Raw genomic sequence first — 13,919 nt, 5'->3', positions numbered from 1 at the left:
ATCAGGCGACCTTCTATACCTATCAGGCTACAGCCGTGACTAGGTATTGCATGTAAAAGATAAATATATGAAGAAAAATACACCTAATAAAAAACATGCGAGAGTGATGAACCGTTACTCGGCATGGCAATATGTTGTGCTGCTTGTAACAGTGGTCGTTCTTGCACTCAGTGCCATCCCAACTTGGTATGGGGAGCTGCCCTCCATTCAAGTGACGACGTCACAAAAAAATGAAGTTCTTGATAATCCCTTACAACTGAATCGCTACTTGGAACAACGAAATATCCACGCGAATGAGATTACTCAGGAAGATAACACCACCATTTTGGTGTTTGATAACGAAACCGCTCAAACCCAAGCGCGTGAAGTGCTGAATGATTTGTTAGGTAAACAAGACTCGATTACTTTTTCGTACGTGTCTGTTGCACCCAAGTGGTTGAGTGACATGGGCTTTAGCCCAATTAAACTTGGGCTGGATCTTCGAGGCGGTGTGCAATTCTTGCTTAATGTAGATGTAGACAAAGCATTTGAAGAACAAAGAAATACTATTGTGGATGAAATGCGAGATATGTTGCGTCGGGAGCATATTCGCGGGGTTAAATTTGCCCAAGTTGGCGTGGATGGGTTTGATCTGAAAAGTAACTCAGGAGAAGCGTTAACTCAGTCTGCGAACTATATCCGTCAAAATTATTCGGGTTGGGAGATTAAGCGTCATTCTGACTATTTAGCAGTGAAACCAACAGCGCAGAACAAATCAGATTTCCAAACCGTCACGATAAAGCAAAACCTTAAGATCATGCGCGATCGTATCGAAGAGCTTGGGATTACAGAGGCGCTGGTACAACGACAGGGAGAGCACAGCATTCGGATCGAGTTACCTGGGGTGCAAGATCCTTCACAAGCAAAGAATGTCATAGGTGCAACAGCCACACTTGCGTTTCATGAAGCAAAAGCGCCATCTGAAGGAGTTTCCTATGGTGACATTGTTCTGAAGGACAATGATGGCCGTGATGTAGTGCTGTCAAAACGTCCGGTCTTAACGGGTGAGCACATCGTTAATGCTCGCGCTGGTGTCGACAAAATGGGCTTTTCCGAGGTGAACATTTCACTGGATCACTCTGGTGGTAAAATAATGAGTGATTTTTCCGGCAAACACATTGGTAAGCCAATGGCGACGGTATACCGTGAATACACGACCAATGCTAACGGCGAAACCGAGCGCAGTGAAAAGGTCATCAGTGTTGCCACTATTCAGTCGCAACTTGGTAGTCAGTTCCGCATTACTGGAGCAGGTACTTTGGATGAAGCTCAAAATTTAGCGTTACTGCTTCGTGCAGGTTCACTAACTGCGCCCGTCACTATCGTTGAAGAACGTACCATTGGTGCCTCACTCGGAGCCGAAAACATTGAAAATGGTTTTGCGGCACTAGCGCTTGGTATGGCGATGACGTTGATTTTTATGGCGCTTTGGTATCGACGCTTAGGATGGGTTGCCAATGTGGCACTTGTCGTCAACATGATTAGCTTGCTGGGCCTAATCGCGTTATTACCGGGGGCGGTTTTAACACTGCCGGGCATTGCAGGGCTTGTACTGACTGTCGGTATGGCGGTGGATACGAATGTTCTGATATTTGAAAGAATAAAAGATAAGTTGGCTGAGGGGCGAACTTTTGCTCAGTCAATTGACTTAGGCTTTGGCAGTGCATTGAGTACCATTCTGGATGCCAATATTACCACTATGATCACGGCGGTGGTCCTTTACTCGATCGGTAACGGTCCGATCCAAGGTTTTGCTCTGACGTTAGGCCTCGGGTTGTTAACTAGTATGTTCAGTGGCGTTTTCGCTTCACGCGCAATTATTAATTTAGTTTGGGGACGCGATAGCCGTCGTGATGTAAGGGTTTAATTATGGTTGAGTATCTAAAACAAAATATCCGTCTAATCCGATATATCACAAGTTTTGTTTCGGTTGGATTGATGGCCATCTCACTGATTGCCTTCGGTGTAAAAGGCTTAAATATGGGCCTAGACTTCACTGGTGGTATGGTGACAGAAGTTCAGGTAGATAAAACCCTGAACAACAGCGATTTGCTCGAAGCTCTACAGCCTTCGCTGGGAGAGTTCACGTCTGTGACGCATTCTGATCAAGAGGGGCGTTGGATAATTCGTTACCCAATCCCAGATGAGGGGGCAAGCACACCTGATATTTCATCAGTATTGTCTGGGCTATCACATCAAGTAGATATAGTGAGTAACAGCATGGTAGGGTCTCAGGTCGGACAGGATTTGGTTGACCAAGGTGGATTGGCGTTGCTGATCTCGATGATGTGCATTCTGGGCTATCTGTGCTTCCGTTTTGAGTGGCGATTGGCAAGTGGCTCATTGCTGGCCCTTATTCATGATGTCGTCTTGGTACTGGGTTTCTTTGCTGCTACTCAGATGGAGTTCAATTTAACTGTATTCGCCGCTATTCTGGCAATATTAGGTTACTCGTTAAATGATTCTATCATTATTGCAGACCGCATTCGTGAGCTGCTAGTGGCCAAACAGACTACACCTACTGATGAGATAAACGATCAAGCGGTTATTGCAACATTCTCCAGAACCATGGTTACGTCCGGCACCACGCTACTCACAGTATCAGCACTATGGATCATGGGGGGCAATGCGCTTGAAGGATTTGCGATTGCAATGTTTATCGGCATTCTTTCTGGTACTTGGTCTTCGATATCGATAGGGACGGTATTGCCGGAGTGGCTAAAGCTGGAGCCTAAGCATTACTTACCTGTTGAAGTTGACTCTGCGCCATAACTCCGCATCATAACCTTAGCTTATGCCCTGTAACCAAGTTATAGGGCATTTTTTGTTCTCTTCACACCAAAACTCCGCTAGCTTATGGTGTTGACTGAGATTGGCTATGGTGGAGGATGCATGAAAACAGAGCAAGAAATGGCGCAAATGGGCGCTGCTAAGGTGCATTTGATTGAAAAGCAAGGACAACAATACATTCGAAAACAAGGGGTAAACGCTATTGAGAGAAGCTTCTACCTAAGCGCCGCTGAGGTTCTAAGTCAACAAGGTGTTAAGTCACCACGTCTTATCACAGCTGACGAGGACTCGATTGTCATCGAATATGTGCCTCATTCGGTAACGCTGGAAGAGTTGGTTAATGCGAGTGAACCATTTAAGCAGATAGCCGCTATACATCAAACGCCAGTCTGTCCTAATTGGCAACTTAAGTCGCACTGTTGGAGTGATAATGCGATGGAGACATCGCTGGCTATGCTCTCTCTAACTGCGGAGCATAAACAGTTTCTTGGCAAGTTACACTCACAGAGTGACGTGATATTTGAAAACCCCACTCTACTGTCTGGTGATACTAATGACGGCAATTGGGGCAGAAGAGAAAACGGTGAATGGGTATTATTCGATTGGGAACGCTTTAGCACGGGTAGCCCAGCAATTGACTTAGCACCTTTGGTTAAAGGGCTAGGGGATAAAAGCGATATGTTACGTATTGTTGATACATATCTGAGTGTGCATCAGCCTATGTCGCGAGAAGCGTTGCTGAAACAGCTTATTATTGCGAAAGCATGGCTGGTCATTGAAGTAACCAACCTTCTTTATAAGCGTAAAAAGCCCCAACTCAGCAAGTATATCGACTGGTTCAACCTACATTTACCAAGATGGATTACCAGTATTGAGGCTTTAATTTAAATGCTGAAAAGGTATTCTATCTTATATTTTTCTTTGATATCCATTCTTCTATTATAATGTAAATATATTATATTTATTAAAATTAACTATAGTGATGGCTACTTATAAATAATTCATAATTAAATTATTTTAAATGCAGTTTAATTTAAGTGAGTTATGTTTCTTTTGGTTTTTTATATCTGAATTAAAATCATTATTATTGGTTATTTATCTTTGTTAATTATCTATTTTTTATGTGATTATTTATTATTATAGTTCGCTCTTTATTTAGTTGTTACTTTTTGTTTTTGCTTTGTTATCAATGGCTTGATTGTTGTATTGATCAAGTTTAAGGTTTTAAATAAAAATGAAATACGACTGAAATGTTACCTTTTTAAAAATGTAATAAAGTCATTTTATAACCTAGCGCCTCAATGGAAATACCATAAAAACTAGGAGTAATGTAAATAATGGGCGCAAGAAACACGGCTAAGCAGGGGCTGGTCTTATCTCTTTTAGGCTTGTCTGTGCAAACAGCTTTTGCCACGGGAGATGATGGAAATATCGATCTTGGCGAGAACATCAAAATAGCGATATTACCTGATACACAATATTTGTCATTGAATTACCCAGAAATTTACGAGAAGCAAACTCGCTGGCTTGCTGAGAATGCGGACAATGAAAACATTCAGTTTGTCATCCATGTAGGGGATATTGTCCAAAAAGGTCAAAACGACTGGGAATGGGATAATGCTAATAAGGCAATGGCGATTCTTGATGACGTAAATATCCCGTACAGCACTACGTTAGGTAACCATGATGTAGATAAATCGGCATCATCATGGGAACTGGTCAATGCAGTAAATTATCTCAAACATTATGGACCTGAGCGTTTTGAGAACATGCCAAACTTTATCGCAAGTTCCCCAAACGGTCTGTCTACAGCGTTCAAATATCAGCTAAATGAGCAGGAAATCATCGTGCTCAACATGGTGATTGACCCGACGGATGAAGATTTGGACTGGGGACGTAAGGTATTGGATGATCATCCGAATGTCCCTACGATTCTTGTCACTCATCGATTGGTGGGCCAAGACGGTGAGCTTGGTTATACGAACAATGTTTTCTCAGGCTTCTTGACTCATGACCCGATTCAAATGTGGGAGGAGTTTATTAGCAAAGAAGACCAAATATTTATGACGATCAATGGTCACTCTTCTCCTGCGCCTACTAATGGCGCTTATAACATTGTCCGAACTAATGACAGTGGATTGCCAGTAAATCAGGTGCTTGTCGATTATCAAAATCTTTATGAAGACGACGAAACCTGTAGTGATGTGTACCCAGAAAACTGTGGTGAAAAGAGTGGTAAAGGTTACCTGAGAATTCTTGATATTGATTTTGACAACAACAAGATTTCCCACCGTTCATATTCACCGCATATTGATGAGCTAGAGGGGGATGGGGACTATACCGTTGGCACTGAAGGTTACTTCACTGATAAATGGAATCACTATGATGATTACATTAACTTTAGCACCAGATTCGCCCAAGAAGTCCCCCAAACTATTGAGAAGATCGACATAAGAATAGAGTACGACGATCCAGACAATTATGGCGGTAATGAGTGGCTGACCAAGACAGAAACGTCACTCCCAGCTGGTACCTATGAAACCATTTATGCTAAGGCATCACCGGAAGTTAAAAGCAACAATCGAAAAGACTTGGAATGGGTCGTTGCTGATGACAGTGTAGCAAAGCTTGATGTTGACTCTACCACACGTAAAGCCGTTTTGACCGCAATTGCTCCGGGTGAAACCGAGATCCACGTACGCTCTGGTGAACAGTGGTCTAACCCCATTACTGTAGAAGTGACGGAAGCGGTGAATAATGTATACGCGTTGGATATTGTTAATGAAGACAATGTTGCGTTTGCTGAAGAAGGGGAAATGGTCGAGTTTGGAGTTGATATGTCAGCGTTGGATGACGTTGAACAGATCGAACTTAAATTTACCATGCATACCCAGACCATCGAAGACGATAAGGTTGAAGTGACCGATAGCGTGTATATCGATACTGGGATTATCGAAGGCAAGGGAGGCTTCAAGGTTGTAGAACAAGATGGGGCCCAGTATACGTATGAACCTCTGTTCGATGAAAATGGAGAGCCTATGCCCGGTGCTCAAGTCGAGGTGACCGTAGTACTAGAGTGTGTCATGAAAGGTGGCTGTTCTTCAGATACAGGCGAAACAGAGCAAGTGGTGAATGTTAAGTTTGCAACTAATGCAGAAGTTTCAACAGGTAAAGCAAGCAAAGACGACGCTTACACGGAATTTGAAATCACCCGTTTAGACGTCACTAGCTCTGGTCAAACTTCGACGCACGCAATGATGACTAAAGATCGTATCGCGTTTAAGGCGGTCTACCCAGAAGGGGATATTGCGGGCCACCCAACCGGTGGTGAGTTTATCGGTGACACTAAAATTGATTTAGCTGACTTGGCAATGGTGCAGCGTTATATGCACTCCACAAACGCACCTAGCGATCCATATTGGCATCATATGCGTTGGGACGCAGGGAGTGCCAATCTCGTTGATATACCTAATGATAGCGGTGCTCAGGTTATTGATATGAAAGACTTTATGTCTGTTTACAACAAGCTCGATATGCATAAGTAACACAATACGAGAATATGAATATGCTAAGTAACAACACTTTGTTCAAAGCCGCACTAGTCACCGTTTGTTTGAGTTTAGTTGGCTGTAACCTTGGTTCATCAGATGATGCGTCACAAGGAAACCTTTCTTTAAATGTTGAAGAGGTATGGGATGCTGAGAAAAACATGACGTACGACATTTCAGCAGTTAACACGGGCGAAGAAGGACCAATCACTTGGTCGGTAAGTAATGAGTCAATCTTAGAGATTTCTTCAGTAAGTCAAGACGGGTCTTCTATCAAGTTAAAGGCGCTGGATTACGGTACAGCAAAAGTTGTAGCGAGTAGTGACAATGGCCACACAGCTGAATCAACACTGGTGGTTGAAGGGCTCACTGAGCAAGTCTTTGCCATTACCTCTGAAGGTATAACAACATCAGCAGATGCATCAGGGAATGTAGACAGTTTTGCTACGTTCGCTTTTACCATGCCTCATCATAGTGGTCTACTCAATGCTAAAATTGCATTCAAAGTTGAAGGGACTATAGATGAAGCTGGCTCATACGTAGATGGGCTCGGGAAGTTTGAACCCTTAAGTAGCGAAGGTAGCCAGAATGGTATCGTTTGGACTGGTGAGAGTGAAGGGTACGTATTGCTCTACGCCAAAAGTGATAACCCTGGTGAGCTCTTCCATGGTGTGACAGAAGAAGGAGAGCTTAAATTAGGATCGATCAGTTTGAAACTTCCACAAGGTGCAGAACAATCAGCAGAGTTAACGATCACTGAGGTTAAGATGGCAGGTGTGAATGAATTGATCAACGTGCATCAGTTTGAGCCTTTCGTTGTGACTGATAGCGCTTCACCACAGTAAACTAAACCACTTGTATTAATTGATTGAGCACAATGTCAGTAACTAAGGTTACTGGCATTTTCATTTCTGAATTCCTGAAACAATGCGTCTAGGGCGAAGCCCACCTTGTAAACTTCTTAATGAAATCCACACTCATTAATGAAAGTACGTTAACCCCTACTAAAATTGAGCAAGACGGCAGCTTTGCTCAAGGTAAAACCAAGTCAGTGACGTTATATTTTGGCGAAACCGATGCTTCGATACTAGGCTTGATCACTCGTTCTTACTAGATTACTGCTATGAAAAAAGCCTCCCGAAAGAGGCTTGAGTTAGGAAAAGAAAAACGGAATTACATAGCGGCTTCGAAGATGGAAGAAATTTCCTCGTGAGTTGCTTGTTTCGGGTTGGTAAAGCCACACGCATCTTTCAGTGCGTTATCTGCGAGTGTCGGAATGTCTTCTGATTTCGCACCTAGTTCTTTGATGCCCGCAGGAATGCCCACATCTTTCGCCAGTGTCACGATGGCATCGATTGCTGCTTCTGCGCCTTGCTCCGCTGTCATACCTTCAATATCTACTCCCATCGCTTTCGCAACATCACGTAAACGTTCAGGGCACACCTGCGCGTTGTATCGTTGTACATGTGGAAGCAGAATGGCGTTACACACCCCGTGTGGTAGGTCATAGAAGCCGCCCAGCTGATGAGCCATGGCGTGGACATAACCCAGAGAAGCGTTATTAAACGCCATACCGGCCATAAATTGCGCGTAAGCCATTTGTTCGCGAGCTTCGATATCTTCACCGTTTTCGACAGCGGTGCGCAGATGAGCCTGAATAAGCTCAATAGCTTTGATGGCGACGGCGTCGGTGATAGGAGTTGCAGCGATAGAAACATACGCTTCAATAGCGTGTGTAAGGGCATCCATACCTGTTGCGGCTGTCAATGATGCAGGTTTTGCTAGCATCAGTTCTGGATCATTGACTGAAATTAGCGGAGTGGTGTGCTTGTCAACAATTGCCATCTTAATGTGGCGTTCTTCATCAGTAATGATGCAGAATCGGGTCATTTCAGATGCCGTTCCAGCAGTAGTGTTGATTGCAATCAGAGGTAACATGGGTTTGGCTGATTGATCAACGCCTTCGTAATCGCCGATCTTGCCACCGTTTGAAGCGACAAGCGCAATTCCTTTTGCGCAATCATGTGGAGACCCGCCGCCTAGAGAAATAACAAAATCACATTCGTTGTCGGCGAGTAGAGCCAGGCCGTCGTTTACGTTTCCTATTGTTGGATTAGGTTGAGTGCCGTCAAACACTACAGTTTGGACGTCGCGTTCTGTTAGCAGATCTTGAACCTGCTTTACTACACCGATTTGGTTAAGAATCTTGTCTGTAACGATAAGACCTTTTTTGAAGCCCTGAGACTGCACACTGTCTGCTGCATCCTTTAAACAGCCAGCACCCATTAAGTTTACAGTAGGGATAAAAAATGCACTTGTCATCGACTTGCTCCGAATATATTTAGAATAAAAACTACAAATAGATTGGCACATACAGAGGCATTGTAATTTTGATCTCAAACAATTTGCCTACCCAAAAGTGGTATATATGCTCTAGATTTGTGAGCTTGGTCAGAGAGGCCGAGTTTTCCTGATAATAATGTTAAATATTAGTGGGTTACCGCAACCGTTTATTCAACAGGAACCGTGATTGTCGTAATATTGTTCAGCGATGGTTTTGTGTGAAAATGAAAAAAAGCCCTCTGATTGAGCAGAGAGCTGTGGTGTCGAATCGGGAAATTAAGCAATTTCTACTAGTTTTCTCACTAGTTTATCGATGCCGCTGGCTGCCTGAGAAATACTGCCCGCTAACATATATGCAGGTGTTGAAAGCACTTTGTTCTCTTCATCGAAGACGATGTCGCCCACCTCACAATTGATATGTTCACCTCCCAATGCACTGAATGCAGAAGCAGTGGCTTCATCATTGCCGATTGTACCCTTGACGCCATTGCCGTAAATCATCGGAATGATGGCTGGTGCAATGCACAGATAGCCGGCTGGTTTTCTTGCTTGGGCGAAAGCTCGACATGCTGAAGCGACATGTGTATTGATACTGCATTCTGCGCCATTAATAGCAAAGTCCGTCAGGTTTTTTGCGGCACCAAAACCACCAGGCAGAACGAGTGCGTCAAATTCCTCAGCATTTAGTTTCGCCACATCTTCAATATTACCGCGTGCGATACGAGCCGCTTCGATCAAGACATTTCGATTTTCCGGCATCTCTTCTCCGGTGATGTGATTAATCACATGGAGCTGATCAATATCTGGAGCGAAGCAGTGCCAACTGGCTCCTTGCTTTTCAATCGCGTGCAAGGCGAGAACTGATTCATGAATTTCTGCGCCATCAAATACACCTGAGCCACTGAGGATAACTGCGATTTTCTTCATTACTTATTTCCTTATCAAACTGACGTTGCATAGGGTAGATGAAAATAAATACTTTAGACCGGAAGTGAGTCGCATTCTTTCTCATCAGTTTGAGACACGGTGTTAGAGTCATCATCAGTATCAATGTCACTATCATCTTGTTCTGGCTCAGAATAATATTTGACGACAAAAGGAGTGAGCATCACACTCGAGGGGAAAAATCGTTTCATAAAACCTCTAGATTCATCGCGTGGGATTGGTCTAATTGTGGTCTTGATAAGTTGATTAACTTTTGTCTTACATCATGAAATTGACCTCGAAATTGTCCGATGGTTTGGTAGTGAGGACACAGTCACGTTTTTATGGTGATGACGTTCACTTGTTTAAATCGAGTCCCAGTAGGGGATATCGGAGCCAAATTTTTCGGCGATAAAGTCAACAAAAGCTCGAACTTTCAGTGGTAGATGCTTTCTTTCTGGGAATACGGCATATACGGCATGAATAGGTAGGTCATAGTTTGACAGTACAGGTTTGAGGTTACCTGCGGCAATATCTTTAGCGACAATGAAAGTCGGCAGTTGGCCGATGCCAAGCCCTTCAAGTAAGGCTCGTCGAATGGCTTCGCTGTTATTGACGACTAATTTTCCTTTTGGTACCACACTGAAAGATCCCGCAGCACTTTCAAATGTCCATTCACTTCCACCACGAAAATAGGCGTAGCGTAAACAATTATGATGACTAAGATCGCTGGGTTTTTCGGGCTCTCCAAATGCATCGAGATACTGTTGAGAGGCACATAAGATGCTTCGACATGTTGCGAGTCTTTTCGCAACTAAGTTGGAAAGAGGTAAGTGACCGATTCTGATTCCCAAGTCAAAACCACCTTGGACGAGATCAACCATCTGATCTTCAAGCTGCAAGTCAATTTCTAGATCAGGATATAGATTCAAAAACTCAGCCACCAGAGGGGCTATATGCAGAACACCAAAAGACATTGGAGCAGTGATCTTTAGCTTCCCAGTTGGCTTTCCCTGCAGTTCTGTTACAGCATCAATACCTTGTTGGGCCAAGCTAAGTGATTGAGCTACGTAATCATAGTAGCGTTGTCCGGCTTCCGTGAGGCTGAGCTTTCGAGTCGTGCGGTTCAACAATCGAATCCCCAGTTCATCTTCTAGCTGGTTAATTCGCTTGCTTACGGCTGATTTTGTTATATGGAGCTTCTCTGCCGCTGTTGAGAAGCTTCCGCTCTCTACGACGGCAACAAAAATAGGTATGGACGAGTATGCTTGCATTGGTTGAGTAATAGTAAACAATAAGTTTCTTAATTGGTAGATTATCATCTTAAGGAAAACAATCTACACTGGCAGCGAATTTTGAGGAGAGAAAAATGAAGTACGATTGGATCTTATTTGATGCTGACGAAACCCTGTTCCACTTCGATGCCTTTCAAGGGATGCAGTTGATGTTCTCTCGTAAAGGGGTTGAGTTTACACAGGATGACTACAACCACTACCAAAAAGTGAACAAGCCACTGTGGGTTGATTATCAGAACGGTGCCATCTCCGCCCATGAATTGAAGCACACTCGTTTTGAAGAGTGGGCAGCAAAGCTTGAAACGACGACCTCAGAGCTAAACAGCGCATTTCTTGATGCAATGGCAGATATTTGTACCTTGCTGCCGGGGGCAAAAGAGCTAATGGACGCGTTACAGGGAAAAGCGAAGCTGGGGATTATCACTAATGGTTTTACTGAGCTACAGGCAATCCGCTTAGAGCGTACCGGAATGACCAATTATTTTGAGCATGTGATCATTTCAGAAGAAGTAGGCATTGCTAAACCAGATGTGGGTATTTTCACTCATGCGTTGGAGAAAATGGGCAGCCCATGTAAAAGTAAAATCCTGATGGTGGGCGATAATCCACATTCCGATATTTTAGGCGGTATCAACTTTGGTATTGAAACCTGTTGGTTGAATTGTGCCAAACAGGATGACGTGGAAGGCATTGTCCCGAATCACACTGTCAGTTCTTTATTTGAATTGAAAGAAATATTATTGGCTTGAAGGTGATCTTATTGCGCTACCTGTCAGTACAATCTTCAAGATTATGAATGAGGGTTAGCGCATGTTAGGAGTCATCGTAAAGTGGAATGCAAAACATGGCTATGGTTTGATATCGTCACAAAATTCACCCACTCAGCACATTTTCTTTCATATTAGAGATATGAGTCGTGATGAAGGACCTCCTTTTGTGACTGAACATGTGGAGTTTGATGTGCTGTGTGACATGAGTGGATGCAAAATGGCAACCAACATCTGTCCGACATTTTTAACTGTCGATTAGTCCTTCGGAGCATATATCGTGATGTAATGCTCTAGGCATTTATCTGCTGTAGTTTCAAACTGTTGATCCAATATGCTCAGTGTTTCTATTCTATCTAACCGGAAATGTCGATAGGCATTTCTGAGTTCACACCACGCGACCAGCGTCCACACTTTTCCCCAGAACATTTGTCCAAGTGGTTGCAGCCTTCGTTGCGTTCTAGCGCCACTTTCTGCGGTGTAATCAATATCTATTTTCAGTTTTGCATCAATCGCATGGCGCAGCATTTGTCCATGTCGGGCAGACTCTGTTTGCGTGTAAAAATCTGGGACTAGAATGGGGAAACTTTCAACTTGTTGCTTTCGTTTGTCTGGTAATACGGAAAGAATTTTTGTAGACGCTGTTGTGGAAGCATCAGCGAGTTCGCTGTCGGACCAAGCGCGTACCATCCTCATACCTAGCTCGAGAGCCATCATTTCCCGTTCAGAAAACATTAAGGGAGGTAAATGCGAACCAGCTTGTAGGACATAGCCCACACCAGCTTCCCCCTGAATCGGGACACCGGAGTTCATCAGCGACTGAATGTCACGATAAATGGTTCGTTCACTGACTTCCATTGACTGAGCTAACTCTGCTGCTGTCACCGCATAGCGCTTTGAACGCAGCAAGGTTAGTAGCTCAAACAATCTTTCCGATTTACTCATTTCTTTCCTTGTTGATTAAAAGGAGAACATCGAAATGTTCTCCTTAGCGAGGCGTTAAATCAATATTACTGGTACTTAGCTGCTAGATCGCTCATTCGGAGAATCTGATGTTGCATGTTCACCGATTCGGAGTCAATCAGTGCCATTAGAGGTTGACAGTCAGCACAGTTAACAAACTGCTCACCAGCGGCTTTAGCATCTTCCATTGAGTCCCAATACACGACATCTGTCCATGTGTTGTTCTCCTCGTTATGGCTCAAGGAACGATATTGAAAGCCTTTTAAATTGGCGACGAACTTCTGGCTTTGATTGGCCGCTTCTACCAATTCATCCGGTGTTGTACCTGATAATAGTTTAAAGCTAACCATTTCAATAACGTTTTCCATTGTGTTACTCCTTTTGACTTTGTTTTAAGTTCAAAGTGAGTGTATGGCAGTGGAGTGTCAGAAACTGTCAGTAATGATGTTGAGCCCAAACTGGGGTTACTTGAAGCATTATTATAATGTTATTAAGCAACTTGTTGTTTATGAGCTAAACTACTCGTAGCAGTGCAAATAAATAATAGATTGGTTGGGCTAGGTATCCTTGAGTAGGACGCTCAAGGGAGTGAGGGATCATTATGGCTATTCAAGGCACCATTAGTGAGTGGCATGATAGTAAAGGCTACGGATATATTTCGGTTGATGATCAGGAAGCACAGATTAAGTTCCATCTATGTGATTTGGAAGCGTATGGTCATCCTCCTCGTATCAGTGAACGAGTGCAATTTCGCTTAGCTAAGGATGCGCATGGAGGGATACGTGCTGTTAATATAGAGCGTCAGGTAGTCTTCAATTTTACGCTTTCAATAGCCATTTGGTTTTTCAGCACTCTTGTGGCGAGTGTTTTTCTGCTTGATTATCCACCGCTTTCTTTTGTTCTCTACATTACGCTAAGTACCATTGCATATATGGTGTACGCACTAGATAAACATGCGCTTCATACTGGTGGTTGGCGAGTACCATCGGTCACTTTTCATATCATCAATGTTTTTGGTGGCTGGCCCGGAGCGTTGTTGGCTCAGTCTGTTCTGCATCATAAATACAGTGATATAGGCTTTAAAAGTCTATTTTGGGTGACACTACTAGCAAACTTTACTCTGTTTTGCTGGACGCTAACAGAAGAGGGAATGATGACAACCTTAGAGTTTTTGTCTCAGTTGCAAGTGATGCTTTTGTTTTAAAAAGCAGCCAGCTACTTTGTGGTAGCTGGCTGATACTCGCTGTAGC

The 13,919-nt window shown here is 43.5% G+C and carries 14 protein-coding genes; 8 read left to right on the top strand and 6 right to left on the bottom strand.

The features are described from left to right. Positions 1-67 precede the first annotated feature (67 nt). From secD to L1D23_RS03500, 6 genes are all read left to right on the top strand, one after another. The gene (gene secD, locus L1D23_RS03525) at positions 68-1,906 is read left to right on the top strand and encodes a protein translocase subunit SecD (protein ID WP_239864250.1); all 1,839 of its coding nucleotides are present in this window, start codon (positions 68-70) and stop codon (positions 1,904-1,906) included. A gap of 2 nt (positions 1,907-1,908) precedes the next feature. Continuing rightward, positions 1,909-2,811, top strand: a complete 903-nt coding sequence (gene secF / locus L1D23_RS03520; protein ID WP_239864248.1) for a protein translocase subunit SecF — start codon at positions 1,909-1,911, stop codon at positions 2,809-2,811. A gap of 120 nt (positions 2,812-2,931) precedes the next feature. Further along, complete coding sequence (locus tag L1D23_RS03515; protein WP_239864246.1) at positions 2,932-3,717, top strand: hypothetical protein; 786 nt, start codon at positions 2,932-2,934, stop codon at positions 3,715-3,717. 449 nt (positions 3,718-4,166) lie between these two features. Next, entirely contained in the window at positions 4,167-6,374 is a 2,208-nt protein-coding gene (locus tag L1D23_RS03510) for a metallophosphoesterase (RefSeq protein ID WP_239864244.1), read from the top strand. Positions 6,375-6,394: 20 nt separating this feature from the next. Then, the gene (locus L1D23_RS03505; RefSeq protein ID WP_239864242.1) at positions 6,395-7,222 is read left to right on the top strand and encodes a hypothetical protein; all 828 of its coding nucleotides are present in this window, start codon (positions 6,395-6,397) and stop codon (positions 7,220-7,222) included. A 119-nt stretch (positions 7,223-7,341) separates the two neighbouring features. Further along, positions 7,342-7,491, top strand: coding sequence for a hypothetical protein (locus tag L1D23_RS03500; RefSeq protein WP_239864241.1), 150 nt, complete (start codon positions 7,342-7,344; stop codon positions 7,489-7,491). A 59-nt stretch (positions 7,492-7,550) separates the two neighbouring features. Here L1D23_RS03500 and yiaY read toward each other — a convergent pair whose 3' ends face one another. From yiaY to L1D23_RS03480, 4 genes are all read right to left on the bottom strand, one after another. After that, entirely contained in the window at positions 7,551-8,699 is a 1,149-nt protein-coding gene (gene yiaY, locus L1D23_RS03495; RefSeq protein ID WP_239836212.1) for an L-threonine dehydrogenase, read from the bottom strand. A 297-nt stretch (positions 8,700-8,996) separates the two neighbouring features. Further along, the gene (gene elbB / locus L1D23_RS03490; protein WP_239864238.1) at positions 8,997-9,647 is read right to left on the bottom strand and encodes an isoprenoid biosynthesis glyoxalase ElbB; all 651 of its coding nucleotides are present in this window, start codon (positions 9,645-9,647) and stop codon (positions 8,997-8,999) included. A gap of 53 nt (positions 9,648-9,700) precedes the next feature. After that, positions 9,701-9,856: a hypothetical protein gene (locus tag L1D23_RS03485; protein ID WP_239864236.1), complete on the bottom strand. Its 156-nt coding sequence runs from the start codon at positions 9,854-9,856 to the stop codon at positions 9,701-9,703. Between the two features lie 153 nt (positions 9,857-10,009). Next, positions 10,010-10,918 (bottom strand): LysR family transcriptional regulator, encoded by a 909-nt coding sequence (locus L1D23_RS03480; RefSeq protein WP_239865374.1) that lies wholly within the window; start codon positions 10,916-10,918, stop codon positions 10,010-10,012. Positions 10,919-11,013: 95 nt separating this feature from the next. On the opposite strand from L1D23_RS03480, the gene yjjG reads away from it, so the two are divergent. Beyond that, the gene (yjjG, locus tag L1D23_RS03475; protein ID WP_239864234.1) at positions 11,014-11,688 is read left to right on the top strand and encodes a pyrimidine 5'-nucleotidase; all 675 of its coding nucleotides are present in this window, start codon (positions 11,014-11,016) and stop codon (positions 11,686-11,688) included. Positions 11,689-11,964: 276 nt separating this feature from the next. Here the strand turns inward: yjjG and L1D23_RS03470 are convergent, their stop codons facing one another. Together L1D23_RS03470 and L1D23_RS03465 are read right to left on the bottom strand one after the other, a co-directional pair. After that, positions 11,965-12,651, bottom strand: coding sequence for a YafY family protein (locus tag L1D23_RS03470; RefSeq protein ID WP_239864232.1), 687 nt, complete (start codon positions 12,649-12,651; stop codon positions 11,965-11,967). Between the two features lie 65 nt (positions 12,652-12,716). Then, positions 12,717-13,037 (bottom strand): hypothetical protein, encoded by a 321-nt coding sequence (locus tag L1D23_RS03465; RefSeq protein WP_239864230.1) that lies wholly within the window; start codon positions 13,035-13,037, stop codon positions 12,717-12,719. Between the two features lie 233 nt (positions 13,038-13,270). Between L1D23_RS03465 and L1D23_RS03460 the strand changes: the two genes are divergently transcribed. Next, positions 13,271-13,873, top strand: a complete 603-nt coding sequence (locus tag L1D23_RS03460) for a DUF1294 domain-containing protein (protein ID WP_239864228.1) — start codon at positions 13,271-13,273, stop codon at positions 13,871-13,873. Positions 13,874-13,919: the final 46 nt, after the last annotated feature.

It is taken from the genome of Vibrio sp. Isolate24 (assembly GCF_022398215.1).
GTDB classification, from domain to species: Bacteria; Pseudomonadota; Gammaproteobacteria; order Enterobacterales; family Vibrionaceae; genus Vibrio; species Vibrio coralliilyticus_A.
Note: the sequence above shows the minus strand (reverse complement) of the source record. Positions and strands in the feature narration are given on the sequence as shown.

Excerpts from the sequence above, each read along its gene's own strand:
- secD (WP_239864250.1), top strand. The coding sequence starts at position 68 with ATGAAGAAAAATACACCTAATAAAAAACATGCGAGAGTGATGAACCGT.
- secF (WP_239864248.1), top strand. The coding sequence starts at position 1,909 with ATGGTTGAGTATCTAAAACAAAATATCCGTCTAATCCGATATATCACA.
- L1D23_RS03515 (WP_239864246.1), top strand. The coding sequence starts at position 2,932 with ATGAAAACAGAGCAAGAAATGGCGCAAATGGGCGCTGCTAAGGTGCAT.
- L1D23_RS03510 (WP_239864244.1), top strand. The coding sequence starts at position 4,167 with ATGGGCGCAAGAAACACGGCTAAGCAGGGGCTGGTCTTATCTCTTTTA.
- L1D23_RS03505 (WP_239864242.1), top strand. The coding sequence starts at position 6,395 with ATGCTAAGTAACAACACTTTGTTCAAAGCCGCACTAGTCACCGTTTGT.
- L1D23_RS03500 (WP_239864241.1), top strand. The coding sequence starts at position 7,342 with ATGAAATCCACACTCATTAATGAAAGTACGTTAACCCCTACTAAAATT.
- yiaY (WP_239836212.1), bottom strand. The coding sequence starts at position 8,699 with ATGACAAGTGCATTTTTTATCCCTACTGTAAACTTAATGGGTGCTGGC.
- elbB (WP_239864238.1), bottom strand. The coding sequence starts at position 9,647 with ATGAAGAAAATCGCAGTTATCCTCAGTGGCTCAGGTGTATTTGATGGC.
- L1D23_RS03485 (WP_239864236.1), bottom strand. The coding sequence starts at position 9,856 with ATGAAACGATTTTTCCCCTCGAGTGTGATGCTCACTCCTTTTGTCGTC.
- L1D23_RS03480 (WP_239865374.1), bottom strand. The coding sequence starts at position 10,918 with ATGCAAGCATACTCGTCCATACCTATTTTTGTTGCCGTCGTAGAGAGC.
- yjjG (WP_239864234.1), top strand. The coding sequence starts at position 11,014 with ATGAAGTACGATTGGATCTTATTTGATGCTGACGAAACCCTGTTCCAC.
- L1D23_RS03470 (WP_239864232.1), bottom strand. The coding sequence starts at position 12,651 with ATGAGTAAATCGGAAAGATTGTTTGAGCTACTAACCTTGCTGCGTTCA.
- L1D23_RS03465 (WP_239864230.1), bottom strand. The coding sequence starts at position 13,037 with ATGGAAAACGTTATTGAAATGGTTAGCTTTAAACTATTATCAGGTACA.
- L1D23_RS03460 (WP_239864228.1), top strand. The coding sequence starts at position 13,271 with ATGGCTATTCAAGGCACCATTAGTGAGTGGCATGATAGTAAAGGCTAC.